28 protein-coding genes are annotated in these 22,013 nt (G+C 58.6%); 16 read left to right on the forward strand and 12 right to left on the reverse strand.

Annotation, left to right across the window (positions count from 1 at the left end; all coding sequences use genetic code 11):
- Positions 1–38: 38 nt before the first annotated feature.
- On the reverse strand, positions 39–500 hold the full coding sequence (locus tag GBCGDNIH1_RS18295) for a cupin domain-containing protein (RefSeq protein ID WP_011631863.1): 462 nt from the start codon (positions 498–500) through the stop codon (positions 39–41).
- Between the two features lie 14 nt (positions 501–514).
- Between GBCGDNIH1_RS18295 and GBCGDNIH1_RS18300 the strand changes: the two genes are divergently transcribed.
- The gene (locus tag GBCGDNIH1_RS18300; protein WP_011631864.1) at positions 515–1,462 is read left to right on the forward strand and encodes a LysR family transcriptional regulator; all 948 of its coding nucleotides are present in this window, start codon (positions 515–517) and stop codon (positions 1,460–1,462) included.
- 182 nt (positions 1,463–1,644) lie between these two features.
- Here the strand turns inward: GBCGDNIH1_RS18300 and GBCGDNIH1_RS25020 are convergent, their stop codons facing one another.
- Positions 1,645–2,103: an MBL fold metallo-hydrolase gene (locus tag GBCGDNIH1_RS25020; RefSeq protein WP_232449688.1), complete on the reverse strand. Its 459-nt coding sequence runs from the start codon at positions 2,101–2,103 to the stop codon at positions 1,645–1,647.
- Positions 2,054–2,437 carry an MBL fold metallo-hydrolase gene (locus GBCGDNIH1_RS25025; protein ID WP_011631866.1) on the reverse strand — a complete coding sequence of 128 codons (384 nt, stop codon included), beginning with the start codon at positions 2,435–2,437 and terminating at the stop codon, positions 2,054–2,056. Before GBCGDNIH1_RS25025 ends, GBCGDNIH1_RS25020 begins: the two co-directional genes overlap by 50 nt.
- 118 nt (positions 2,438–2,555) lie before the next feature.
- Here GBCGDNIH1_RS25025 and GBCGDNIH1_RS18310 point away from each other — a divergent pair, with 118 nt between their 5' ends.
- Complete coding sequence (locus GBCGDNIH1_RS18310; RefSeq protein ID WP_011631867.1) at positions 2,556–3,488, forward strand: LysR family transcriptional regulator; 933 nt, start codon at positions 2,556–2,558, stop codon at positions 3,486–3,488.
- A 2-nt stretch (positions 3,489–3,490) separates the two neighbouring features.
- Positions 3,491–4,051, forward strand: a complete 561-nt coding sequence (locus GBCGDNIH1_RS18315; RefSeq protein ID WP_050748420.1) for a GNAT family N-acetyltransferase — start codon at positions 3,491–3,493, stop codon at positions 4,049–4,051.
- Here GBCGDNIH1_RS18315 and GBCGDNIH1_RS18320 read toward each other — a convergent pair.
- Positions 4,006–4,563: a winged helix-turn-helix transcriptional regulator gene (locus GBCGDNIH1_RS18320; RefSeq protein WP_198353691.1), complete on the reverse strand. Its 558-nt coding sequence runs from the start codon at positions 4,561–4,563 to the stop codon at positions 4,006–4,008. The genes GBCGDNIH1_RS18315 and GBCGDNIH1_RS18320 overlap by 46 nt on opposite strands.
- Before the next feature lie 147 nt (positions 4,564–4,710).
- On the opposite strand from GBCGDNIH1_RS18320, the gene GBCGDNIH1_RS18325 reads away from it, so the two are divergent.
- Genes GBCGDNIH1_RS18325 through GBCGDNIH1_RS18340 form a run of 4 tightly spaced genes read left to right on the forward strand, consistent with a single transcriptional unit; the run spans position 4,711 to position 7,204 of the window.
- Positions 4,711–5,526 carry an SDR family NAD(P)-dependent oxidoreductase gene (locus GBCGDNIH1_RS18325; protein ID WP_043452791.1) on the forward strand — a complete coding sequence of 272 codons (816 nt, stop codon included), beginning with the start codon at positions 4,711–4,713 and terminating at the stop codon, positions 5,524–5,526.
- Between the two features lie 25 nt (positions 5,527–5,551).
- Positions 5,552–5,971: a tautomerase family protein gene (locus GBCGDNIH1_RS18330; RefSeq protein ID WP_011631870.1), complete on the forward strand. Its 420-nt coding sequence runs from the start codon at positions 5,552–5,554 to the stop codon at positions 5,969–5,971.
- Between the two features lie 16 nt (positions 5,972–5,987).
- Positions 5,988–6,836, forward strand: a complete 849-nt coding sequence (locus tag GBCGDNIH1_RS18335; RefSeq protein WP_011631871.1) for an alpha/beta fold hydrolase — start codon at positions 5,988–5,990, stop codon at positions 6,834–6,836.
- Positions 6,833–7,204, forward strand: coding sequence for a DUF4180 domain-containing protein (locus tag GBCGDNIH1_RS18340; RefSeq protein ID WP_011631872.1), 372 nt, complete (start codon positions 6,833–6,835; stop codon positions 7,202–7,204). The genes GBCGDNIH1_RS18335 and GBCGDNIH1_RS18340 overlap by 4 nt, the downstream gene beginning before the upstream one ends.
- 27 nt (positions 7,205–7,231) lie before the next feature.
- Here GBCGDNIH1_RS18340 and GBCGDNIH1_RS18345 read toward each other — a convergent pair whose 3' ends face one another.
- Genes GBCGDNIH1_RS18345 through GBCGDNIH1_RS18355 form a run of 3 tightly spaced genes read right to left on the reverse strand, consistent with a single transcriptional unit; the run spans position 7,232 to position 8,997 of the window.
- Positions 7,232–8,095, reverse strand: coding sequence for an MBL fold metallo-hydrolase (locus tag GBCGDNIH1_RS18345; protein ID WP_025318994.1), 864 nt, complete (start codon positions 8,093–8,095; stop codon positions 7,232–7,234).
- Between the two features lie 20 nt (positions 8,096–8,115).
- Positions 8,116–8,442 carry a hypothetical protein gene (locus GBCGDNIH1_RS18350; protein ID WP_025318993.1) on the reverse strand — a complete coding sequence of 109 codons (327 nt, stop codon included), beginning with the start codon at positions 8,440–8,442 and terminating at the stop codon, positions 8,116–8,118.
- Positions 8,443–8,448: 6 nt separating this feature from the next.
- A complete protein-coding gene (locus tag GBCGDNIH1_RS18355) occupies positions 8,449–8,997 on the reverse strand; it encodes a sugar ABC transporter (RefSeq protein WP_232449689.1) in 549 nt (182 codons plus the stop codon).
- 165 nt (positions 8,998–9,162) lie between these two features.
- On the opposite strand from GBCGDNIH1_RS18355, the gene GBCGDNIH1_RS18360 reads away from it, so the two are divergent.
- Positions 9,163–10,062: a LysR substrate-binding domain-containing protein gene (locus GBCGDNIH1_RS18360; protein WP_011631875.1), complete on the forward strand. Its 900-nt coding sequence runs from the start codon at positions 9,163–9,165 to the stop codon at positions 10,060–10,062.
- Between the two features lie 201 nt (positions 10,063–10,263).
- Here GBCGDNIH1_RS18360 and GBCGDNIH1_RS18365 read toward each other — a convergent pair whose 3' ends face one another.
- Positions 10,264–10,725, reverse strand: coding sequence for an SAM-dependent methyltransferase (locus GBCGDNIH1_RS18365; protein WP_011631876.1), 462 nt, complete (start codon positions 10,723–10,725; stop codon positions 10,264–10,266).
- Positions 10,726–10,873: 148 nt separating this feature from the next.
- Here GBCGDNIH1_RS18365 and GBCGDNIH1_RS18370 point away from each other — a divergent pair, with 148 nt between their 5' ends.
- The 3 genes from GBCGDNIH1_RS18370 (at position 10,874) to GBCGDNIH1_RS24765 (ending at position 13,088) form a co-directional block, all read left to right on the forward strand.
- A complete protein-coding gene (locus GBCGDNIH1_RS18370; RefSeq protein WP_011631877.1) occupies positions 10,874–11,677 on the forward strand; it encodes an IS5 family transposase in 804 nt (267 codons plus the stop codon).
- Between the two features lie 368 nt (positions 11,678–12,045).
- The gene (locus GBCGDNIH1_RS18375) at positions 12,046–12,831 is read left to right on the forward strand and encodes an alpha/beta fold hydrolase (RefSeq protein WP_025318991.1); all 786 of its coding nucleotides are present in this window, start codon (positions 12,046–12,048) and stop codon (positions 12,829–12,831) included.
- 89 nt (positions 12,832–12,920) lie between these two features.
- Entirely contained in the window at positions 12,921–13,088 is a 168-nt protein-coding gene (locus GBCGDNIH1_RS24765) for a hypothetical protein (RefSeq protein ID WP_157691994.1), read from the forward strand.
- Between the two features lie 114 nt (positions 13,089–13,202).
- On the opposite strand, the gene bla is transcribed toward GBCGDNIH1_RS24765, so the two are convergent.
- The 4 genes from bla to GBCGDNIH1_RS24770 form a co-directional block, all read right to left on the reverse strand.
- Positions 13,203–14,054 carry a class A beta-lactamase gene (bla, locus tag GBCGDNIH1_RS18380; protein ID WP_232449690.1) on the reverse strand — a complete coding sequence of 284 codons (852 nt, stop codon included), beginning with the start codon at positions 14,052–14,054 and terminating at the stop codon, positions 13,203–13,205.
- A gap of 273 nt (positions 14,055–14,327) precedes the next feature.
- The gene (locus GBCGDNIH1_RS18385; protein ID WP_025318990.1) at positions 14,328–14,765 is read right to left on the reverse strand and encodes an acetyltransferase; all 438 of its coding nucleotides are present in this window, start codon (positions 14,763–14,765) and stop codon (positions 14,328–14,330) included.
- A gap of 59 nt (positions 14,766–14,824) precedes the next feature.
- Positions 14,825–14,968 (reverse strand): hypothetical protein, encoded by a 144-nt coding sequence (locus tag GBCGDNIH1_RS25125; protein ID WP_011631882.1) that lies wholly within the window; start codon positions 14,966–14,968, stop codon positions 14,825–14,827.
- Positions 14,969–14,978: 10 nt separating this feature from the next.
- Positions 14,979–15,314 carry a hypothetical protein gene (locus GBCGDNIH1_RS24770; RefSeq protein ID WP_125910998.1) on the reverse strand — a complete coding sequence of 112 codons (336 nt, stop codon included), beginning with the start codon at positions 15,312–15,314 and terminating at the stop codon, positions 14,979–14,981.
- A 62-nt stretch (positions 15,315–15,376) separates the two neighbouring features.
- On the opposite strand from GBCGDNIH1_RS24770, the gene GBCGDNIH1_RS18400 reads away from it, so the two are divergent.
- From GBCGDNIH1_RS18400 to GBCGDNIH1_RS18420, 5 genes are read left to right on the forward strand one after another with little or no spacing between them, the layout of a single operon-like run.
- Positions 15,377–15,970: a DUF6088 family protein gene (locus GBCGDNIH1_RS18400; RefSeq protein ID WP_025318988.1), complete on the forward strand. Its 594-nt coding sequence runs from the start codon at positions 15,377–15,379 to the stop codon at positions 15,968–15,970.
- A complete protein-coding gene (locus GBCGDNIH1_RS18405; protein ID WP_011631884.1) occupies positions 15,963–16,994 on the forward strand; it encodes a nucleotidyl transferase AbiEii/AbiGii toxin family protein in 1,032 nt (343 codons plus the stop codon). The genes GBCGDNIH1_RS18400 and GBCGDNIH1_RS18405 overlap by 8 nt, the downstream gene beginning before the upstream one ends.
- Entirely contained in the window at positions 16,994–19,066 is a 2,073-nt protein-coding gene (locus tag GBCGDNIH1_RS18410; protein WP_011631885.1) for an ATP-dependent nuclease, read from the forward strand. The genes GBCGDNIH1_RS18405 and GBCGDNIH1_RS18410 overlap by 1 nt, the downstream gene beginning before the upstream one ends.
- Positions 19,059–20,825, forward strand: a complete 1,767-nt coding sequence (locus GBCGDNIH1_RS18415; protein WP_011631886.1) for a UvrD-helicase domain-containing protein — start codon at positions 19,059–19,061, stop codon at positions 20,823–20,825. Before GBCGDNIH1_RS18410 ends, GBCGDNIH1_RS18415 begins: the two co-directional genes overlap by 8 nt.
- Complete coding sequence (locus tag GBCGDNIH1_RS18420) at positions 20,822–21,391, forward strand: hypothetical protein (protein WP_011631887.1); 570 nt, start codon at positions 20,822–20,824, stop codon at positions 21,389–21,391. Before GBCGDNIH1_RS18415 ends, GBCGDNIH1_RS18420 begins: the two co-directional genes overlap by 4 nt.
- The last annotated feature ends 622 nt before the right edge of the window (positions 21,392–22,013 follow it).

Genomic DNA, 22,013 nt, shown 5'->3' on the forward strand with positions numbered 1-22,013 from the left:
GCCGGGCGTCACCCTTCCATTCCCTTTGACAGTAGACTCTACGAGGTCACAACCGGGCCAACAATGGCCTGGCCAAATGTTTCGCAGACGGACTGGACGTCGTTGAGGTCATGCGGAACCGGCAGAGCATCCATGGCCTGGAAAAAGCGGTCATGGCGTGCGGGTGTCGATATCAACATCACGCGCGCCACGCCTCCCATCGCGGAAAAGCCATGGGTGACGCCTTTGGCAACGAAGAGTCGATCTCCCGCCTTTACCTCAATCTTCTGCACGCCGATCAGGAACAGCAACCGCCCTTCGCTGATGCAGAAGACCTTATCCTCCTCAAACGAAATGTGCGCCGGTGCGCCCTGATCCGGTTGGACCGTCATCGCCATGACGGTCATGGGAGCAGCTTTACCACCGAGCAGGATTTCGGCATCGATACCCGAGAAGCGGGCGGTTGCGTGAGAGGAGAGTACGCCGCTTGCAGGCGCAGCGGGATGAGGGGTGATGTCCATGATGTGGTCTCCTTATGATCCGGACCCACGGTACCTCATCAGAGCAAGAACGATTATCTGGCAAGTTCTGCCATCATCATCTATTATTCTGGACAATGATGAAGCTTGATCCGATCCAGACCTTTGTCGAAGTGGTTCGTGCTGGCGGGTTTACCGCAGCGGCCCGGCGCACGGGCACGCCGCGTTCGACGGTGAGCCTTCAGGTCAGGGCGCTCGAAGAAACGTTAGGGGTTCGGTTGCTCAAGCGCTCGACCCGTTCTTTTGCCCTAACGGACGAGGGACAGCGCCTCTATGACAAGGCGTCGGGTCCGGTAGATGTTCTCGCCCGGGCGCTTGATGACCTGCAAGCGGGAGATGGCGTACTGGGCGGTCTGATCAGGCTGACCGTCCCAGCGGATTTCCCCACCGCGTTGCTGGCGAGCGCAATCACCAGCTTCACGCAGGCCCACACGGCAGTCCGCTTCCAGATCATGTGGACAAATACCGTGATGGACCTTGTCGAGGACAACATCGACATTGCGGTCAGAGTCGGCGCGAACCCTGCCCAGACTGCAATCGAACGACGCTTACTCGACATCGAATGGGCTTTCTATGCGAGCGCATCGTGGCTGAAGCGAAAGGGGCGGCCGGAAAATATCAGCGAGGTGGAGGATTTCATCTCCCCGCAACCAATCTTACGCGCCTACTTGGAGAAGCATGTGCTTGGTGGTGTTTCCCTGCCTACCGGTGCGATCGAGGTTGATAGCCATGCCATGGCCCGGGATCTGATGTTGAACGGCTTTGGCGTTGCTCTGTTGCCGCAGGGCTTGTGCCAGGATGCCGTTATGACCGGCAACGCCGAACCGCTCCTCCCGCACGCAGGGCTCCGCCCGACGCGGCTCAATCTAACGTTTCCAAATCGAGCGGACATGGTGCCAAGGGTGCGAGCCTTCGCTGATCACATATGCGCCCACTTTCGTTGAACAGATGTGTACCGCGGCCGGCGTTCATTGCAATTCAGGAGCGCATTATTGGGGCAACACACCGACTTTCCCGCCCTGATGCCCAACTCCGAACCATTGAGGCAAGGGAACAGAAGGTCCGGAGAATAGTGAGACAACAGCGGCATAGCCGGGATATGAGCGACCTGGCCTCCTGCCTCGTCTCAGTCGTAAAAGTCCGGCGCGAGCCTAAACTGCGACCACATCTCCGGGTCATGGCCTGGGACAAGAGTGGCTCCGACCTGCTCGGCCAGCATTCGCAATTTTCCCACCGAGCGCACGGTATCCACGGCAGAGGCGAGGAAGCCGGGCAGTGCCCTCTCGTGCCAGTGGTCCATCGTATACACCGCGTCGGCGGCCAGCAGGATGGAGCCATTGTTGGGAAGGGTCACGAGGATGGATTGGTGACCAAGCGTATGTCCCGGGGTGAAAACCGTCTGAAGGACACCGTCGCCGAATAGGTCATAATGGTCGCTCGCTTCACCTTCCAGGAATTGCCAGCTCAGACCGGGGCGGTCGAAGTCCTTGCGCGCATACGCACCGGCAGCGAACCAATCGGGCGTGAAGGCATACTCATATTCCCGTCGCTGAACGATGTGCTTTTGCGCGGGGAAAGCGTCCAATTGCGCCGGTGTGATCCGAATGAAGATGAGAAAGCACGACAAAGCTGACGTCCTCAGGCATTAACCCGAGCGTCGCCAATTGCGCGACGCAACCCTGGCTTTCGGCCATGACGGGTTTGTAGGAATCGACGGAGGCGCCCCAGTAGCCGCGCGGATCGGCCAGTCCCTCGGCCGCCAGGCCGCCGTCTATGACGACGTTGCCCTTGGGATGAACGAGGAGAAACCAGGGGACCGGTATTTCGTAATCGGCACCGTTGCCCCGGTTCATCTTGATATCGTGCACCTTGCATTGCTGAGTGCCCGACTGAAACATGTAAAGCTTGATGTTGCTCATGAGCCTGCCATCCCGTGATCGGTTGAAGTTGCAGAGCGCAATTTGCATGATGGATGGCCCGATCGGTAGGTAGCTCAATCTGCTTTCATTTATCGGATAACCCGATAAAATATCGATCATGGATTATCTGGCGGCAATGCGGGTTTATGTGCGGGTAGTAGAGCGCGGCAGCATGTCTGCAGCCGCTCGCGATCTCGGTATCGGCCAGCCGGCCGTGAGCGAGCGGATCGAGCGACTCGAGGTCGATTTGGGCACACGCCTGTTACGGCGGAACACGCGCGCGATTTCCGTGACGGATGTTGGGGCGGTGTTCTACGAACGGTGCAAGATCGCCATTGAAGCTGCGGATGATGCGCTCGCCAGCGTGCAGGAAGATATGCCGTTACGCGGTACATTGAGGATCGCGGCCCCCGCCGGATTGGGAGAGGTCGTGTTGCCTTCCATTCTGCTCGATCTCCGCAATCATCATCCCGAACTCAAGGTGGATCTGGTACTCAATGACCGGATCGTCGATCCGACCACCGAGGGGGTGGATATTTCGCTCCGGCTGGGCGATCCCGGCGAGGGCAACTTCGTGGCACGTAAGCTGGGCCATGTTTCCCGCGTTCTGGTTGCTTCACCCGGATATCTTGAGCGCTATGGCGCGCCGATGACGCCGGCAGAGCTTTTCCGCCACCCCTTCGCGCGCGTGTCTGGCCTGTTCAACAATGGCCGTCTTCCCTTGCAAACGGCTGATGGGCGACTGACGTCGGCGCCGGTCGACATCGTCATGACCATGAGCAACTGGCGGCCGTTGCACGCCATACTGCTCGACGGCGGGGCAATTGGTGTCTTGCAGGAGCCCGTTTGCTCCGATGACCTCGCCGCCGGGCGCCTCAGGCGCATCCTGCCGGACTTCGGGTTGCCCGGCTTTGACCTTCATCTTCTTTATTCGGCGACCCGACCGATCCCATCTCGAATCCGGACGCTTGCGACCTTGTTCGAGCGTGAACTGCCAAGCCTGATCGAGTCTAGCCGTCTTGCACCGCATACGCATTCGGAAAGGAAGTAAGAATGGCATTCCCACAAGCAGCACTGACCTTGATCGGCGACACGTCAAAGCCACATCGCCTGACACTGCGCCCACGCCGTCCGTCCGACGCTGACGCCTTATTTTTAACGATGGCCGATCCAGACATGATGCGGTGGTGGTCTCGCGCACCCTTTGAGTATGTCGAGGACCTGCGGGAGTATTTCGCCAACGACGATCAATCGAACTGGCGCTCATGGGCGGTTGTACGGACAGGTGAAGAGCTTGCCGTTGGCTTCGTGGCGGCAGGCCAGAAACGCGAAGGTGTGTCCGAGATCGGCTATCTGCTTGCGCGCGAAGCGCAGGGGCATGGGTATGCGCGCGAAGCTGTCGCCATACTGATCGACCAATTATTAGCCGAGGGACAACGGCGCATTTTCGCCGATACCGATCCGGACAACCAGTCATCGATCGCGCTGTTGACGAGGCTCGGCTTCACGCTGGAGGGGCGCCTGCGGGCCGAATGGCAGACGCATATCGGCGTTCGGGATTCTCTGATTTACGGGCTTCTGGCGGAGGAATGGTCATCCCGGACAGCGGGATAGTCCGCGCCCTGACTTTGGCCGGAACGGACTGAAGAGGACTCTGCACGTTCGGATCCCCGTGAGAGCCGCCAGGTCATTAACGCGTCGGCGCCGCGCCCTGGCCGCACGCCGAGATGATCCCTCTCGACTGACTCGCCCGTTTCCCGATTGACGGTAATCAATTTGACGCCTTGGCCCGTTCGCCTGTCGATGAAGTCGAGGGGCGGTCCTTCGAGGTTGGACAGGTTCCACTGGTCGCCGATCTGCACCATTGCCTGCATGAGGAGGCCGAGATCGCGACCTTTTCCGGTCGGCTGATATTCGAACCGATCGGGCCGTGTCTGATACTGTCGTCGCTCGACGAGCCCGTTTTCCTCCAGCAGTTTCAGCCGGTCCGACAGGGTGGCGTTGGTGACACCACTCGATTGGCGCAGGTCGTCATAACGGCGAATGCCGAGCAGCAGGTCCCGCATGATGAGCATACCCCAGCGATCCCCGATCGCGCCCATCACGGCGGCGATCGAGCAAGCCATTCCCTCGAACCCTTTCGACCGCATCGTTTTCGCTCGCCTCTACTTGTTTCGGATGCGTCAGCGATAGCATGTTGCAACTCTGATGATAAGAGCTTGACTAACTCTTATTATGAGAGTTAGTTACGACCGTTATCTAGGAGGTAGTTGATGGTCGAGACTGGAAAGTCACAAAAAGGAACTGCAATCGTCACTGGCGCGTCCTCCGGCATCGGTGCCGTCTATGCCAACCGTCTCGCCAATCGGGGTTTCGATTTGATTCTGGTGGCTCGCCGGCTCGATCGCCTGGAGGCTGTTGCCGATCGGATACGCGGCATGAGTGGGCGGCGCGTCGACATTGTCGCCGCTGATCTTGCGAACGAAGACGGTGTTCGTCGCGTCGAGGAGATCGTGCGCGACGCCCCCGATCTCAGCTTGATCGCCAATGTCGCGGGCGCGGGTGCGTTGGGGCCGGCGTCCCTTGTCGATCCAGCAGCGGTCGAAGCCATGCTCAAGGTCAATGTTGTGGCGTTGACTCGGCTGTCGCTGGCGGCCGCCCGCCGCTTCACCAGCATCAAAAGCGGGACGATCATCAACATCGGATCAATCGTCGCGCTGATGGCCGCACCGGGTGCTGGCGCTTACTGCGGATCCAAATCGTATGTTCTCTATTTTTCGAGGGCCCTTCAGGCCGAAGTGGGGAGCCATGGGGTGACCGTTCAGGTCGTCATGCCGGGCCCCGTGCATTCGGAATTTTTCGGGGAGAGGCCGCCGCCTTTCCCGCCTGAATTATTCATGTCGGCGGAAATGCTCGTCGACACCGCGCTGGCTGGCCTGGACCGCGGTGAGGCCGTGATTTTCCCGAGCTTGCAAGATGCGGAAGCGTGGAACAGGTTCGAGGGTTCCCGCACCGAACTGATGCAGGCGCTGCTGCAAACCGGGCTACCGGCGCAACGCTACGCCGCTGAAGCCGCCCGCAAGAATTGACGTTCGTCATCCGAGGAGAATAACTATGCCGATGTGGCAAATCTATCATCCGGAATCTGTCTTTTCCGAATCCGACAAGCAGGAACTGGCTGGGAAAATCACGGCGATCTACGAGAGTTTCTTGCCGCGCTTTTATGTGAACGTCTTTTTTCATTCGATCCCGAAAGACGGCCTTTTCATTGGCGGCGAGGTGGCGAACGATTTTGTCCGCGTCACGATCGATCATATCGCGCGCTCGATCGACGATCCGGAAATGCAGCATCAATTCCTAGTCGGCTGTTCGGGGGTGCTCGAGCCCTATGTCGCCGGGCGTGGCTATCGCTGGGAATTGCACGTCGATGACACACCCTTCGATTTGTGGATGATCAACGGCCTGAAACCGCCTCATCCAGGCACGCCAGCCGAATTAAAATGGCGTTCGGAGAACAGGCCGTCAACCTATTGAGTCGAGGAAGCTCGAAATGTTGACAGTGAGCAAGCTCGTTGATCAGTATCGGACCGTTCTTGGTCTATGGCCGGTCCCTGCCGATCACCTCTTGGTCGATACACGAGAGGGCGCCACTTTTGTCGTCGCCTGTGGCCCCAAGGATGCGCCCCCGCTCGTCCTCCTGCATGGAGCGCTGACCAATTCGGCGATCTGGATGTTCGATGCTGAACTCTGGTCGCAGTCATTTCGTGTCTATGCCGTCGATGTGATCGGGGAGCCGGGACTGAGTTCGGCCCAACATCCTTCCGTGGGGGGTGGTGGGTATGCGGCGTGGCTCGACGACGTGCTTGCCGGGCTGGAGCTGACAAGCGCCGCCTTTGCCGGCGTTTCGTTCGGAGGGTGGCTTGCACTGGATTACGCGGTCCGCCGTCCACATCGTGTCGATCGTCTTGCGCTGCTTTGTCCTGCAGGAATCGGCCGCCAGAAGTCGTTCTTCCTAAAAGCCTTGCCGCTTCTGCTGCTCGGGTCCTGGGGAAAGGCTAAGGTTCGCGCTATGGTCATGGGGCCGCAGCCGCAAGCGTTCGCCGACAGGGCGCGACCTTTGATGGATCTCGTCTCCAGCATCCATTCGAAAGTCCGCCCACGGTCGATTAGGATTCCGCTTGTCTCAGATGCAGATCTCAGCAGCCTGAAGATGCCGGTCCTCATCATTATTGGGGGACGGGATGCTCTCATCAATTCCAACGAAACCAGGCGCCGGGTGGAGAGCACTATGCCGAACGCCCAACTCCATTATCTGGAACACGCCTTTCATCACCTTCCCAATCAGCGGGAAACCATCTTAAATTTTCTTCGGGACAAGCAAATCGGACGCATTCCATGAGCGACGTCATTACAATCCTGGGCAATATACGTGTACTCTCCTTTGACTTGAATGGTCCGCAAATTTCTACAGAGGCTGACATCAACGGCCTCATCGGAACCGCTTTTGGCGAAAGAGCCGATCTGGTCGCATTGCCAGCAGCGCGACTGACGCAGAATTTCTTCGAGCTGCGAACGGGATTTGCGGGGCTGCTCGTGCAGAAATTCGTCAATTACCAACTGCGCCTGGCAGTCCTCGGCGACATTTCAAGTGCATGTGCGCGAAGCAGAGCGCTGAAGGAATTCGTGTATGAATCAAATCAGGGATCTTCGTGCTGGTTTCTGGGCGATCTGGAGGACTTAGGTAGGAAGTTGGTCTCACGTTCCTAAATACCCAACGAGCGTGAACACCTTCGGTCACGCATGTGGAGAATGCCGTGCTCGTTCCTCATAGGCGACGTGGTAATTTCCCCCCGTTCGCTCGATGCGCGCGAAACCGAGCTCACCAAGATGCATCCCGGCGATCAGAAGCCGTTCCGAACTGACCATATCCAGCAATCTCGATCGCGTCGCTGCGGCGAGATGTGTATCCTGATCGAACGCGATCGACACATCCGGCCGGCGGATCTGGATCTGAGGGAAATGGACTATGTCGCCCCAGACCAACAGGTTCTGGCCACCGGACTCAAGGCGGTAGCCGGTATGTCCTGCCGTATGGCCAGGGAGCGGAACTGCCGTCATGCCGGGAAGCACGTCTCCGGTCTCGAACATGCGCAACCTGCTACGATAAGCGGCAAACGCCTGACGGGCGAAGATGAAGTTGCCATGGGCTCGCTCGGGCGCGTGGCTCAGATTACCGTCATCCTGCCAGAACGCGGCTTCCTGTTGAGACACGATGAGCTCGGCGTTCGGGAATGCGGCTTCGCCTGTGGGGTCGAGCAGTCCACCGACATGGTCTGGATGGGCGTGCGTCAACAGGATGGCGTCAATAGCAGCAGGCTGGATGCCCGCCTGGGCGAGGTTGTCCTTCAGCCGGCCGCCCCATTGTTTGAAACCGCCCGCGCCGGCATCGATCAGGACCGTGCGACCGCCTCCGCGCACCAGATAGCAGTTGATGTGGATAGCGGTGTGATCCTGTATCCCCGCATTTTCCTGCATTTGAGAGGCATCGTCAGCATCGATATTCGAGAGTAGGCCGAAACTGGCGTGTAGATAGCCGTCACTGATGGCTGTGAGCGTCAGGTCGCCAACCGTCTGGCTGGGAAAATCGGTCATCGTCATGGTTCTTCTCTGGCGTGAGTTCAGTTGCGTGCTTGGATGCTCGACGCTTCGTAGCCGAAGCAGCGAATGCGCGCGGTCAGATCGGTGCTGCACTGAATGACGTCGTCCAGTTCCTTCATGAACCGGTCCATCACGGCCGCTGTCCGGAACGGTTCGAGGCGGTATTGGATCTCGACAAAGGCCGGATGCCCCCGGCCATGCCGAACGGCGACAAAAATGATATGCACATTCTCCAAGGCCGCCCGAAGGATGCCGGTGCAGAGCGCTGTGCATCGCTCCGTGAGCACCACGAGCATCTCCTCCGGCGGCATCCTGTCTTGCGAGATGTAGAGGGTGACATTCGGCATCGGCGTTCACCGCGCGCTTGCGGAGGCGACGTCATCGCCGTTCGTCAATTGCGGCGTCATCGGCGCATAGACGTGAACATCGTCTGGCAGATGTCCAATATCTCCGATCATGTCGCGACCCGCTTTCGCGAGCCAACGATGTTCCGGGAACTTGTCCATGGCGACCGCGCGCATCGCAAAAGGCGTCAGGCCCAATTCGCTCAGCGGCTGAGGACCTGTTGTGCTCAGCACAAGATATTCGGTTTCGTCGACGGCCGGGGCGCGTTCGATGCCCTCGTATAGGTTCCGGTGCCAATCGGTGATGTGTTGTTGCCAGCGGGCGAAGTTGCCGCCGCCCTTCTGGCTATATTCTTCGCCGGTCAGAATATCGAGGCCATCGATCGAATGGAGAGCGAGATAGACGGGACAGCCGCCGATCAACGCTTTGAAACGCTGTGAGGTGTGAAAGCCACTGACCGAAATCAGGGCAGGCAACTTGTCCAGGCTGTAAAACGCGTTCCATTCCGCTTCGCTGTGCGGATCAGCAAAGCTGCATTCAACCGTATAGATCATCATATCGCCTCCGGCCGGCCGCGCAGCGCTTCCGGCTTCGTTTATAATTGACACTTTGTCATGGTAAAAGGCGACCGATCCAATGGATATCGATATTGCATCACCCTTCAATGATCTAATATCAAGCTGGGGTCGATCAAGTGCCGATCAAACCTGCGGAGACCTCCGATGCGCCGTAAAATTCCCAGCAATTCAGCGCTCATGGCATTCGAGGCATCGGCGCGTCACGGCAGTTTTGCACGCGCAGCCGACGAGCTGGCATTGACCGAAGGAGCAATCAGCCGCCAGATCGGTCGGCTGGAGGCTTTCCTCGGCGTGACGCTGTTCGAACGCGTCGGAAACCGCGTCAGGCTTCTGCCGAGCGGGGAACGGTATGCCGCCCAGGTTCGCGAGTCTCTCGACCGGCTGGAGCGTGACAGCCAGTATCTGATGGGGCAGCCCAAGGATGGCGCCAGCATCGATATCGCCACGATCCCGACTTTCGCCACGCGATGGCTCATTCCCCGCCTTGGAGGATTTCAGGAGCGCCATCCCAACATCATTGTGCATCTTGCCGAACGAATGGAACCATTCGTGCTCGCCGGAAGCGGCTTCGATGCCGCGATCCATTTCGAGCATCCCGCGTGGACTGGTATGAGAATGCACCGGTTGCTGCACGAGACGCTGGTGCCCGTCTGTCATCCGGCCCTTCTCGACAAAGCCGCAGACGCGGCGTCGCTCGACCGCCTGCCACGTCTGCACCGTCGCCAGAACCCGGATGCCTGGCAGCGTTATGCTCAGGAAAGCGGAATCACGCTGACCAATCCCACGATCGGCCCATGCTACGATCTCCACATCATGCTGATTGGGGCCGCACTTGCGGGACTTGGCGTCGCGCTGGTGCCGCGCCTCTATGTCGAGACGGAATTGGCGGAAGGTCGTCTGATCGCGCCGTGGCCCGAAGGTCAGTCGATCTCCAAGACCTTCAGCCTGATCCTCCCAGAGCCGGTCCGGTTGAGTGACGGTCCGATACAGGCTTTTGCGGATTGGCTGCTTTCGGAAGTGCACGCTCTGCCCCGCGCCGGCTGAGATGGTGGCTTTCCGTTCCGCCATAGAGTCACGTACCTTGCCGAGAAAGGCCGCGACGACGATCTGAGGGCGACTGGGCCGCGTGGACGAATTCGTTGCCCTCGCAGGATGGCAGAAAACCGAGCCTTTCGTCCAATAACGCCCTTCCGGAACCGCGAACGAAGCAGACTATCCGGACCCGATCGGGAAATATTATTCCTGTTACCAGTAAGCGGCCATCAGTTCGGAAACCCATTCCGGCTGTCGAACCTCGCCGCGAGGTAGAAACTCGCGCATTACCGGCTTGATGTCGATGACAGGCGTTCCATCGATCGCGTCTAGCCCCTCGACGCGCAACTGGGATTCTTCGACGCTCAGCACGCGACAGACGGTCACACCGAGCCGATTGGGACGGTTCTTTCCTCGTTGCGCGAGGATACCTGTCAGCGGCCAGTCGTCACGGCCTCTTGGATGACGTGCGCCTCGCTCGATCTTCTCTTCGGGCACACGGTCGAACAGAAAGATAATCTCAGCGTGGCTAAATGCATCCAGCCCCGCCAGCGCATCGGCTCCGACCTGTGTTGCGTCCAACTCAATTGTGGTGCGGCTGCTTCCCCAATCGTCGTCAATCGGATCGGACCGCCCGCCTCGTACATACGCTATGGGTTCTATAGTGAACGTCATAAGTGCCTTCCATCGATCATATCTACTGCCATGTTCGGTCGGCTCAAATGCCGATCCGAAATTATCTTAAGTGATATCAGCACCTTAGCTTGACGGCTGGGGCGGTCGCTGATTCTGGAGTTTTGCGAAGAACTTCCAAGGAACAGCAATGTGGACCGATATCACTCGCGCGCAGCATGCGCGAAGCGAGCTGGCTTTGCCAACGGATTTGACGGATGCGGAGTGGCGGGTCCTGGAGCCGTTCTTCCCACCCCCTCGCTGGTGGGCCGCCCGCGTAAATGGCCGATGCGCCGGATCGTCGAGGCGATCCTTTATCTGCTTCGTGGCGGGCTGCCGTGGCGGGCTGCCGTGGCGGATGCTGCCGCCGTGCTTCCCACCGGTGTCCACCGTTCGACGCTGGTTCTATCTGTGGCGCGACAGCGGCTTGTTGCTGACGATCAACCACATGCTGCTCATGATCGTGCGGGAACTCCAGGGGCGCGAGGCTTCGCCCAGCGCCGGCGTCATCGATAGTCAGAGCGTGAAAACCACGGAATCCGGCGGCCCACGCGGCTACGATGCGGGTAAGAAGATCAAGGGGCGCAAGCGCCACATTCTCACTGATACCCAGGGTTACCTCGTCCATGCCGTCGTCCACGGGGCCGATATTCAGGACCGCGACGGTGCTCCGCTGGTGCTCTCTGCCATCGTCCAGCACTTCCCCTGGCTCCGGCACGTATTTGCCGATGGCGGCTACGCAGGCGACAAACTCAAGGATGCACTGCGCGCCGTGAGCAAATGGACCATCGAGATCGTCAAGCGATCCGACATCGCCAAGCGCTTCGAGGTTCTACCACGCCGGTGGGTCGTCGAACGAACACTCGCATGGCTCAACCACAATCGCCGTCTCGCCAAAGACTTTGAAAGCACCATCGCTTCCGCCACCGCTTGGCTGTTCATTGCCTCCGTCTAGCTGCTCGCCCGGCGCATCGCAAAACTATGATATTGCACCGAATAATTTCGAATCCGACTCTCAGGGGAGTGCGTATCAGTTTTTTGATGGGGAACTTTTAATGGGACGGCCTCACGGTGCCAGTCAGCCCCCCCAATTTCCTGACTTTTCGCTCGTTCTCAGCGACCCTCGAAAGCGGACGCTCGTACAGGTCGGAATATGTCCACGCGGCCTAGATGGGAAGAGTGAGCCGATATCGTTGGTCGCTGTAAAAGCGCTTAGATCGGCAGGGGTTGACTTCAAAACGCCGAGGTGAGAAGCAAGCTGCGTATCAGCGCCGCCGGAAAGGCGGCCGAGATCTTTTTGGCGCAACGCCAAAGGAGATCTACATGAAAGACGATACAAGCTCTACGATCATCGGCCGCAAAACAGTTGGCAATGGTCAACAGAAGGTCATCATGCTGCATGACTGGCATGGAGACCACACCTTATATACCCCCATCTTGCCGTACCTCGACGGCAATACGTTTCATTACGCCTTCGCTGATCTTCCAGGCTACGGATTGTCTCGCGGTCACGCCGGTCCAGCCAGCATTCAACAGACTGCATCGGCTATTATCGCCTTGGCCGATGAACTCGATTGGCCGCGATTCCATATCGTAGGGCATTCCCTGTCCGCGATGATTGCGCAATACCTTGCGGTATTGGTACCAAACCGCATCGACAGCCTGACTGCTGTCTGTCCAATCCCAGCCAGCGGTTCACTGGCCAGTGACGACGCTCTAGCGTTTTTCGCTTCTACTGCCCGGGACGACGACGCATTTCGCAGGTTGATTGGTTATTTGTCGGGCCAGTTATCGAAGGGGTGGACGGAAGCGAAACGGATTCGGAGCCGCCTTGCCTCCTCGCCCGAGGTGAAGATGCAGTATTTCGGGTTGTTCCGAACGGACTTCTCCCAACGGCTTCTGGGTTCGACTACAAAAGTCAACCTTATCCTAGGGGACCATGATCCAGGTTTGGATGAGGCGACCGTCGCGCCTCTATTTCGACAATGGTTTGACGATCTGACCGTGGAAACCATTGTTAATTGTGGCCACTACCCAATGGAGGAGGCACCTCCGTACTTCGCAACTACGCTTGAACGCCTTCTGAAGGGGACGATCGGGTCTCTATGAGCGCCGGCGCGCCCCTTGGATCTCGTGCGGCGCACGCCGAGGGGCGCCGTAGCGGATGCCGGTTGGTCTCTGGGAAGGATATCTGCCTCTTGCAAGCGGTAGCCTTGTTCCTCATGCGCAACATGCATGTAGAATTGGCGTTGCGCTTCTATGTCGAGATGGAAGCAGTGAAAGGTCGTCTGGTGGCATCCTGGCTCGAAGCTCATTCGATTTCCACGACCTTCAGCCTGCCTCCCAGAGCAGGCCCAGTTGAGTGACGGCCTGATACAGGCTGGCTGCTTTCGGAAGTGGAGACTCCGCCCCGCACCGGCTGAGGTGACGGCTTGCTCGATCGACAGTGGACGTTTCGCTGCCGCTGGCAAGTCGTTCGATTATACGTTTCTCGTAACGATGCGTGCTACGTCGACCAAAACGGCTTCCTGCTCCGCCACTGAGCCACGTGCCTCGCCCAGATAGGCCGCGACGACGATCGGAGGACGATTGGGCGGGAAGAGCACGCCGATATCGTTGGTCGATATTCCTTCCCAGGTCCCGGGTTTGTTCGCGATCCGCCACCCAGCCGGTAAACCAGCCCGCAGGCGTTGTGCGGCCGCATCCCTGGACGCCATCATCCACTCGGTCAGGTGCGCCCGCGACGTCGGCGACAGAGCGGAGCCGAGCACGATGCGTTGCAGTGTGCCCACCATCGCGCGCGGCGAAGTCGTGTCGTGCGTCTCTCCGGACTTGACGATATTGAGAGCCAGTTCGGTCTTGTCGATACGGGTCGTTTGATCACCTATTGAGCGCAGATAGGCGGTCAATGCAGAAGGTCCGCCGAAGCTGGCCATCAGTAGATTTGCCGCGGTGCTGTCGCTGACAATTGCTGCCGCTTCGCAGAGTTGCTCAACTGTCATGCCGTCAGCAAGGTGCGGTTTAGTCGCCTTGAAAGGCATAACCAGATCCTTTTTGCCGAAGAAGACTCTTCGATCCAGCTTCTCTTCTCCGCGATCAACGCGTGCGAGCGTGAACGCGATAGCCAGAGCCTTGAACGTGCTGCACAGAGCGAAGCGTTCATCGAGACGGTTCCCAATTACCTGACCGGTCGCGGTGTCCAGGACCGCCACGCCAAGATGACCACCACTACGGATTTCGAGTTCCCGGAGCCGGTCTTCGACGATGCTTCGGCCGTTATCTGCGCGCGCGCCATGCCCTAACAACCAAGGCAATGCAATGAGTGGGGTCAAAAATGTAGTCCGTCGCGTGAACATCCGAGTCATTTTGCCTTTGCTTCCGCCATATCCTCAAGTTGCTATCTGTCGCGACCCCGTGCGTCAGGTTAATCATCGGGACCGATACTGCTTTTTTAGACCGTTTTTTGACAAGATTGTGGGCGTTTACGTGCATTATTCAGTATGTCCACGTGGATTGCAGTCCACCACTTGGTTCGCGCCGCGCGTTAGTGGCCCGCCAGGACGTGACTTCAAAGAACTTCAGGTTATGAAATAAAAAAATGTCAGTCATTCACCGTACTTCAGGTGGATGAGCGGATAAGTTTTTCCTTGCCCGTCGAGCGGAGAACGACCGATGTGCTTGAAGCCCATTTTTTCATAGAAGCCGACCGCCTGACTGTTCTGCTCATTGACGTCGGTTGTCAGCTTAGGATGAAGTGTAAGGGCGTGGCGTACCAGTGCGGCACCAATTCCAGTTCCTCGATATGCGGGATCGACGAACAGCGCCTCCATGTGGCCCTTGTCGATTAGCATGAAAGCCAGCGGATAGTCGGCAGCGTCCACGGCAAACCAAAGCGGCGCTTGGGGCAGAAAGCCACCCACCATCTCTTCGATGGAAAGGCGATCCTCACCCGAGAGAAAGTTATGGGTGGCGTCGACCGCACCGCGCCAGATTTCCACTGCGCGATCGCCCTCGTCAGGACGGGAGCGTCTAATTGTAGTCATTGTGCCTTCCTCATTCATTTGCCGGAAACAAAGGGAGCCACGCAGAGCCCATTGCTCCGTCAGGCATTCCAGTCAGCCCGCTGGATCACAACCCTATAGCCATCGGGATCTTCAAAGGTGCGGCCTGAGCGATCCCAATAGGGGTTGAACGCAGGTACGGCTCTGAACCCGGCTCCTTCCATTCTTTCGACAGCAATGTACATGGCTGGACGGCTAACGGATGCCACCGGCGTAGCAATCGATCAGAAAGCCTTCATCCAATTGGCCATTGGCAACAACGCGGCGCACGATAAGGTCCAATTCTTCGGCCAAAATCGCGAAGGCCCGGACAAGATGTGGCCGGCAGCTGACGATCGAACTTTCATGGATACCGGTCAGGGGCTTGCCAAAATGCTCCCGATGGATCTCGTCGTAGCACTGGCGGAAGCGATGTTGAATGAGCGCCGCGTCGAACGTGAGCGAATCCTGGAGATCGCCGCGCCTTTCTTCAAGTAGCCGAAATCTCGGCTCCAAACCGGAAAACTTAGCTTTTTCAATCAGTAAGTCCATCGTGAGCTGTCGCTCTTGAAAAATGTCAGAAAACTGTGCATATTTCTGACAGGAGAATGGCCATGGAACGCTTGACCGAACAGATTCTTTCGTATGCGAAGGGGCTGCCCGAAGGCGCCCCAGTCGCCGCTAAAAGCCTGCTCCATCTCGGTAATCGCGCCGCGGTGGACCAGTCTCTGTCGCGGATGGCCGAGAGGGGGCAATTGATCCGGGCAGGTCGAGGCGTTTATCTCCTCCCGGTCACAAGCAGGTTTGGCACGCGGGCTCCCTCTGTGGAGCAGGCCGTCGAGGCACTCGCCAGCCAGCGGGGAGAGACCATCGTTTCGAGCGGCGCCGCTGCCGCCAATACGCTTGGACTGACAACTCAGGTGCCGGTCCGGTCAGTTTATTTGACCTCGGGCCGAACCCGGAAGATGACATTCGGTAAGCAAGTGGTCGAGCTTCGCCACGCGCCGCGCTGGCAGCTCGCCATGGCGCATAAGCCAGCTGGCGAGGCGGTGCGGGCGCTGGCTTGGCTTGGGCCGGAGAACGCAGAATCTGCTCTGCAAACGTTGAAGCGGAAACTTCCGCCGAGCGTTTTTAGCGAGCTGGTCGCGATCGCGCCGCAGTTTCCAACCTGGCTGGCGCGCAGCGTGGGCAAGGCCGCCTATGGCTGATCCTTTCCTCCACCTCCTGGTCGACGATCGCCGTGAGGCGTTGGCTGTTGCGGCCGATAGATCCGGGCGGCCAGCCCACCTCCTGGAAAAGGATGTCTGGGTAGTCTGGGCGCTCTCCACGCTTTACGGCTCGGCACTCGGGGAGCATCTGGTCTTCAAAGGCGGCACGTCGTTGTCCAAGGCCTATCAGGTCATCCGAAGGTTTTCCGAGGACGTCGATCTGACCTACGACATCCGGGCGATAGCGCCCGGCCTGGTCGGAAGCGATGGCGAGGCATTGCCGAAGACCCGCAGTGAGGAAAAACGCTGGTCGAGCGAGGTTCGCAAGCGCTTGCCTGAGTGGGTGGCCGGAACCGTGCAGCCGATCATCGCAGATGCGCTGGCTGCGGAAGCGCTGACGGCCGCAATTCGCGTCGAAAATGAGAAGCTGTTCATCGACTATGAAGCAACCGCCACCGGGTCGGGATATGTCGCGCCGAGTGTGATGCTGGAGTTTGGCGCTCGCTCGGCCGGCGAGCCTGCCAGCCATCGCGATGTGATCTGCGACGCGGCTGGTCTCGTGGACGGTGTTGGTTTCCCGATTGCGCGGCCGCGAGTCATGCATGCCGAGCGGACGTTCTGGGAGAAGGCCACGGCGATCCACGTCTTTTGCCTTCAGGAGCGGTTACGCGGTGATCGTTTCGCCCGTCACTGGCACGATGTGGCGCGTCTGGACGAAGCGGGTTTTGCAGCCGCTGCTTTTGAAAATCGAGAGCTGGCCGATGCCGTGGCCCGCCACAAGGCAATGTTTTTCGCCGAGAAGGCGGCCGACCGATCTCAGATTGACTACGCTGCGGCCGTGAGCGGCGGGTTGCAACTCGTCCCATCCGGGGACAGCGCAAAAGCTCTCGCAGAAGATTACGCAAGAATGATCGATGACGGGCTCCTTCTTGAGGAAACCGAATCGTTCGATGCACTCATGGCGCATTGCGCCGAAATCACCGCGAGAGCCAACGGAGCGGGAAAGACAGAAAGGGGAGGCTGATGCGAATCAAAGGGGTCGAAATCGAAAATTTCCGCCTTCTGCGAGACGTAGCGGTGGGCTTGGAAGAGCGCACCACGCTGATCGTGGGCCGAAACAATAGCGGCAAGACCTCGATTGCAGAGCTGTTTCGCCGGCTCCTTGGCGAGAAAGCACCCTCATTCAGAATGGAGGATTTTTCTCTCGGTTGCCATGAGTGCTTCTGGACGGCGTTCGAAGCCTTCCGGACTGAGGCTTCAGAGCCAGATGTCGTCGCGCTCCTCCCATCCATCAAGGTCACGATTGACATCACGTATGATGTCAACGCTCCCGACCTTGGCCCGCTGAGCGACTGCATCGTCGATCTCGATCCGAACTGTAGCGACACAAGGCTCATCCTCACTTACGGCCCTCGGCCAGCCGCACCCACCACACTTTTCGCAGACCTCACGGTGGGCGAGGATGTGGCGGTCAACCGTGCAACCCTTTTCCGGGCGCTGGGCAGCCGCATATCAGGTGCCTACACGGCGTCCCTGGAAGCAGTCGATCCCAATGACGCGACCAATCGAAAAGCCCTGGAGCCGAAAACCCTCACAGCGCTGGTTCGGGGCGGTTTCATCAACGCGCAGCGCGGTCTTGATGATGACACGCACCGCGAACGGGATGTTCTGGGTAAGGTCGTGGAGGTGCTCTTTCAGTCGGCGCTCACCGATCCCGTCGATCCCGCGAAGCGTACAACGGCCGAGCAGCTCAAGGCGGCGGTTGAGCAAATTCAGGGCGACCTTCACGCCGGCTTCAATGCGAAACTCACTTCGCTCCTGCCGACGTTCGATCTGTTCGGTTATCCCGGCCTCTCCGATCCTGGCCTCGTCACCGAGACCAGCTTCGATGTTGACAAGCTGCTGAACGACCACACGAAAGTTCGCTACGTCGGTGTAAACGGCATGACCTTGCCTGAAACCTATAATGGGCTCGGCGTGCGCAATCTGGTCTACATGCTGCTTCAGTTGCTGCGATTCTTCCGCGAATATCAGGCGGAGCCGACTGCGGCCGGCGTGCATTTGATTTTCATCGAAGAACCGGAAGCCCACCTGCATCCCCAGATGCAGGAGGTTTTCATCCGGCAGCTGGATCAGATCACCAGCGCCTTTGTTGCTCAGCTTAACGAAAACAAGCCCTGGCCAGTCCAGTTCGTCGTAACTACCCACTCCCCGCATATGGCGAACGAAGCGCGGTTCGAGGCCATGCGTTATTTCCTCTCGATTCCAGATGGCGAAGGCATGCGCCGTTCAGTCGTGAAGGATTTGCGCAGGGGTATGGGGGGCGCACCCGAGCCCGATCGCGAATTCCTGCATCAGTATTTGACCCTGACGCGATGCGATCTGTTCTTCGCTGACAAGGCCGTCCTGATCGAGGGTACGGCGGAGCGCATCCTGCTCCCGGCGATGATCCGCAAGACTGACAGCGCCGCTGCCGGCCAGCCGAAGCTCGGCAGCCAGTATCTTAGCGTGATGGAGGTCGGCGGCGCTTATGCGCATCGCTTCTTCGATCTCCTGTCGTTTCTCGAATTGCGCACCCTCATCATCACCGACATCGACGCGGTGAAGCCGAACGATGGCGGGAAGCGCGTCGCCGTGCCTGTGGCAGAGGGTTTGTTCACGAGCAATGGATGCTTGAAAGCCGCGTTCGGCAACGACGTCTCACCGCAGACCCTGCTTGGGAAAACCGCTGCCGAGAAGATCACCGGTATTCGGCGCATTGCTTTTCAGATACCGGAAGCGCCGGGCGGTCCGTGTGGCCGGAGCTTCGAGGACTCCTTTATCCTGGCCAACCCTGCACGTTTCCCCCTCGACGACGATGACAAGGCGCTTGCGGCCTACGAGTTGGCCAGTGATCAGAAGAAGTCGGCCTTCGCGCTAGGTCACGCGATCGAGCACACGGATTGGAATGTGCCCAAGTATATCGCCGAGGGGCTGCGCTGGCTGGCGGAAGGCAATCCGGCCCCTGCGGAGCCAAATCCCCCCATCGCGGTCGAAATCGTTGCGGGCGCCGCGGGCGTCGCGGTGAACGTGACCGGGGTTAGCGCAGATGGCTGAGGAAGTAGAAAATCCAGCCGACGCCGCCGGGCGAGTTGCGCTTGAGCGAATGTTTGCGTGTCTCGACAATGGGCACAGCTTCCGTCTGGAGGCTGGCGCCGGGGCTGGCAAAACCTACTCGCTTGACAAGGCTCTTCGCCGCCTAATCGATCGCCGAGGTGCCGAGCTGCTTCGTCGCGGCCAGCAAGTCGGCTGCATCACTTACACCAACGTTGCCAAGGACGAGATCATCTCTCGCATCCAGGCCCATCCGGCGGTGCGGACCGAGACGATCCACGGCTTTTGTTGGTCTGTCCTGCAGGACTTCCAATCGACACTGCGTGCGCTTGTCCCCGCACTTGAAAGCTGGGCAGAGCGTCTCGAACCTGTTGGCGGCATTGGTACCCGCCGTGTCCACTACGAGCTGGGATACCCTAGCGTCGGCGACCATCAGGTGACGCTTCGGCATGAAGACGTTCTCGCGCTGATGATTCAAGCGCTTGCTTATCCGAAATTTCGAGCGGTTCTGACCGCGCGCTATCCCATCCTTCTCATCGACGAATACCAGGACACCGATGCCGACTTCGTCAATGCGATCAAGGCCCGGTTCTTGGACGCGGGCCAAGGCCCGCAGCTAGGCTTGTTCGGCGATCACTGGCAGAAGATCTATGGTGAGGGCTGTGGTCTGGTCGAGCACGCGAGTCTGGACGTGATCGACAAGAATGCAAATTTCCGATCCACCGACCCGATTGTCCAAGTTCTCAATCGGATGCGGCCAGCTTTGCCGCAAATGGTGCGAGATCCCACCTTGCCGGGTGAGGCGCGCGTGTTTCACACCAACCTTTGGCCGGGCGTCAGGAGGACCGGACAAGGTGGTGGCCACTGGACGGGCGATACAAGCCCCGAGGCGGCGAAGGCATATTTTGCGCATATCAAGCATAGGCTCGCGGCCGAGGGCTGGGACCTCGCGGTCGGAAAAACCAAGATTCTCATGCTCAGCCATAGCGTTCTCGCACGCGAGCAGGGCTATTCGAGCATCCCGCCGATCTATGGCCAGTTCAACGATCCTTGGCTGAAAAAGGACGATCCACACATCAAGTTTCTGGCCGACCAGTTGGAGCCCGCTTGCGCCGCCTTCACGGCGAAGCGTTACGGCGAAATGTTCGAATGCTTCGGTACTGGGACGCCTAAAATCCGTAAGCATGCGGACAAGGTTGCTTGGACGGATGCCATGACCACGTTGATCGCGCTACGCACGTCGGGGACGATCGGCGAGGTTGTCGATTTCATTGCAGCGCAGCCGCACATGCGTCTTCCTGGGCAAGTGGAAGATGCGGAGAAGCGACTGGCCGATGTTGGCCCCGACGCGGTGGAAGGAGAGTCCCGACGCGTGACCCAGCTTCGAAAGCTGCGTGCGGTCCCATATGTCGAACTGATCGCCCTTGACCGCTTCATCGACGGGTATACCCCCTTCGCCACCAAGCATGGCGTCAAGGGCGCGGAATTTGAGAACGTCCTGGTGATCGTTGGCCGCGGATGGAACAAATATAATTTCGGCCAGATGCTCGAATGGATCGAGCCTGGGCCACCCGCTGACAAAACCGATTTCTTTGAGAACAACCGTAATCTCTTCTACGTTGCATGCTCTCGGCCTAAGGTCCGTCTGGCCCTCCTGTTTACGCAAGTGCTCAGTGCAAATGCGATGGCGCGACTCACGGCTTGGTTTGGAGCTGACAACATTGTGGCCCTGCCAGCAGATCCTGGTGGCGTGCCGGCATGAGCGCTTTGGATCTGCTCGACTTTGACGGCGTCAGTGCGGCTGACTCCCAGCAGGTGCGTGTCGCGATCCAGAGTGGCGACAACTTCTATGGCTACATTCCTTCGGAAGCGCTCGGTTTCATCGTACGCAATTATCGTGGGCTGGCCCAGCTACAAGCGTTGGAGGCGGCGTGGCTCGATTGCTACGTTCACTCGTCCAACTTCAGCGTTTATGGGATCGAGACAATCAAGGCGATCTTCGACGCTTGCGATCGGGAGCGGTTGCGCAGGCTCAAACCGCTGACACAGATTGCTGGAGACCGCGCAACGCTTTTTCGAGGGTGTGCAGGGCCTGAGCACACATTGGGAATGTCGTGGACCACCTCTCTCGACAAGGCGATCTGGTATGCCGCCCATCATGCGGCTTATTACGATCTCACCAATCGGGCAGTTTACGTCACCTCTATCCCGGTCAGCGAAATCTACTGCTGTCTCGACCACTATGACCATGACTGTATCGCTCATCCTCAGTCGGCATGGCATGTGGATGTTCCGGAGGAGGAGTTCCGCCTAGATAGACCTCGTTGAAGCGGCCGGCTTTGCAGGAGCGTCTAGCTCGCGCCTGAGAGAAGACTCTGCTATAGGCATGGCGGTACTTTCTGCGGGTATTGAGCAGAGCCCCGTGTGGCTTGCAGCTCCCCCGAAAGGCTCGATCGGCACCGATAGATGCCGAAACCACGCAAAAAAATTTCAGGGTAATTTCCGTTTAAAATCAAGAGCGTAACTTTTTGACGGCCTACGGCTCGGCTTTCGGCGGCGAGCGAAATAAAAAATCAATATATATCAATGATATAAACTGGTTTAGAACAATCGAGTGGGAATGATTTGACGTCTGCCTGACGCTGGTTGCCATCCTGTAAAACGACACCAGGGATAGGCCTTTGTAAAAAGGGGCTTATCCATATTGGATCTGATGAATCTGCGGCAGGCTGGACGCGTTATCAGCATTGCCAATGCATACAAACATGTTCGGATCACAAGGACTGGCAAAGCATTGCACCTCGCTATGAGCTGCATCGCAGCCATAATCACATACTGTATCCGCAGCGAGTCCTGAGCCTGTTCGTCTAGTAAACCTGCAGGCGCTCAGCAGTCATCATGGGGGTAGAGATCACGGTAGTGATCATCTAACCAGCTTTTTCAGCTATTA

This window comes from Granulibacter bethesdensis CGDNIH1 (genome assembly GCF_000014285.2).
Taxonomy (GTDB): Bacteria; Pseudomonadota; Alphaproteobacteria; order Acetobacterales; family Acetobacteraceae; genus Granulibacter; species Granulibacter bethesdensis.

Coding starts and splice junctions, on each gene's coding strand:
- GBCGDNIH1_RS18400 (WP_025318988.1), top strand. CDS start 15,377: ATGGAACGCTTGACCGAACAGATTCTTTCGTATGCGAAGGGGCTGCCC.
- GBCGDNIH1_RS25125 (WP_011631882.1), bottom strand. CDS start 14,968: ATGTACATTGCTGTCGAAAGAATGGAAGGAGCCGGGTTCAGAGCCGTA.
- GBCGDNIH1_RS18350 (WP_025318993.1), bottom strand. CDS start 8,442: ATGCCGAATGTCACCCTCTACATCTCGCAAGACAGGATGCCGCCGGAG.
- GBCGDNIH1_RS18385 (WP_025318990.1), bottom strand. CDS start 14,765: ATGACTACAATTAGACGCTCCCGTCCTGACGAGGGCGATCGCGCAGTG.
- GBCGDNIH1_RS18325 (WP_043452791.1), top strand. CDS start 4,711: ATGGTCGAGACTGGAAAGTCACAAAAAGGAACTGCAATCGTCACTGGC.
- GBCGDNIH1_RS18335 (WP_011631871.1), top strand. CDS start 5,988: ATGTTGACAGTGAGCAAGCTCGTTGATCAGTATCGGACCGTTCTTGGT.
- GBCGDNIH1_RS18355 (WP_232449689.1), bottom strand. CDS start 8,997: ATGATGATCTATACGGTTGAATGCAGCTTTGCTGATCCGCACAGCGAA.
- GBCGDNIH1_RS18300 (WP_011631864.1), top strand. CDS start 515: ATGATCCGGACCCACGGTACCTCATCAGAGCAAGAACGATTATCTGGC.
- GBCGDNIH1_RS18365 (WP_011631876.1), bottom strand. CDS start 10,725: ATGACGTTCACTATAGAACCCATAGCGTATGTACGAGGCGGGCGGTCC.
- GBCGDNIH1_RS18295 (WP_011631863.1), bottom strand. CDS start 500: ATGGACATCACCCCTCATCCCGCTGCGCCTGCAAGCGGCGTACTCTCC.
- GBCGDNIH1_RS25025 (WP_011631866.1), bottom strand. CDS start 2,437: ATGAGCAACATCAAGCTTTACATGTTTCAGTCGGGCACTCAGCAATGC.
- GBCGDNIH1_RS18345 (WP_025318994.1), bottom strand. CDS start 8,095: ATGACGATGACCGATTTTCCCAGCCAGACGGTTGGCGACCTGACGCTC.
- GBCGDNIH1_RS18310 (WP_011631867.1), top strand. CDS start 2,556: ATGGATTATCTGGCGGCAATGCGGGTTTATGTGCGGGTAGTAGAGCGC.
- GBCGDNIH1_RS18405 (WP_011631884.1), top strand. CDS start 15,963: ATGGCTGATCCTTTCCTCCACCTCCTGGTCGACGATCGCCGTGAGGCG.
- GBCGDNIH1_RS18340 (WP_011631872.1), top strand. CDS start 6,833: ATGAGCGACGTCATTACAATCCTGGGCAATATACGTGTACTCTCCTTT.
- GBCGDNIH1_RS18320 (WP_198353691.1), bottom strand. CDS start 4,563: ATGGCTTGCTCGATCGCCGCCGTGATGGGCGCGATCGGGGATCGCTGG.
- GBCGDNIH1_RS24770 (WP_125910998.1), bottom strand. CDS start 15,314: ATGGACTTACTGATTGAAAAAGCTAAGTTTTCCGGTTTGGAGCCGAGA.
- GBCGDNIH1_RS18410 (WP_011631885.1), top strand. CDS start 16,994: ATGCGAATCAAAGGGGTCGAAATCGAAAATTTCCGCCTTCTGCGAGAC.
- GBCGDNIH1_RS18420 (WP_011631887.1), top strand. CDS start 20,822: ATGAGCGCTTTGGATCTGCTCGACTTTGACGGCGTCAGTGCGGCTGAC.
- GBCGDNIH1_RS18370 (WP_011631877.1), top strand. CDS start 10,874: ATGTGGACCGATATCACTCGCGCGCAGCATGCGCGAAGCGAGCTGGCT.
- GBCGDNIH1_RS18415 (WP_011631886.1), top strand. CDS start 19,059: ATGGCTGAGGAAGTAGAAAATCCAGCCGACGCCGCCGGGCGAGTTGCG.
- GBCGDNIH1_RS18315 (WP_050748420.1), top strand. CDS start 3,491: ATGGCATTCCCACAAGCAGCACTGACCTTGATCGGCGACACGTCAAAG.
- GBCGDNIH1_RS18360 (WP_011631875.1), top strand. CDS start 9,163: ATGCGCCGTAAAATTCCCAGCAATTCAGCGCTCATGGCATTCGAGGCA.
- GBCGDNIH1_RS18330 (WP_011631870.1), top strand. CDS start 5,552: ATGCCGATGTGGCAAATCTATCATCCGGAATCTGTCTTTTCCGAATCC.
- GBCGDNIH1_RS18375 (WP_025318991.1), top strand. CDS start 12,046: ATGAAAGACGATACAAGCTCTACGATCATCGGCCGCAAAACAGTTGGC.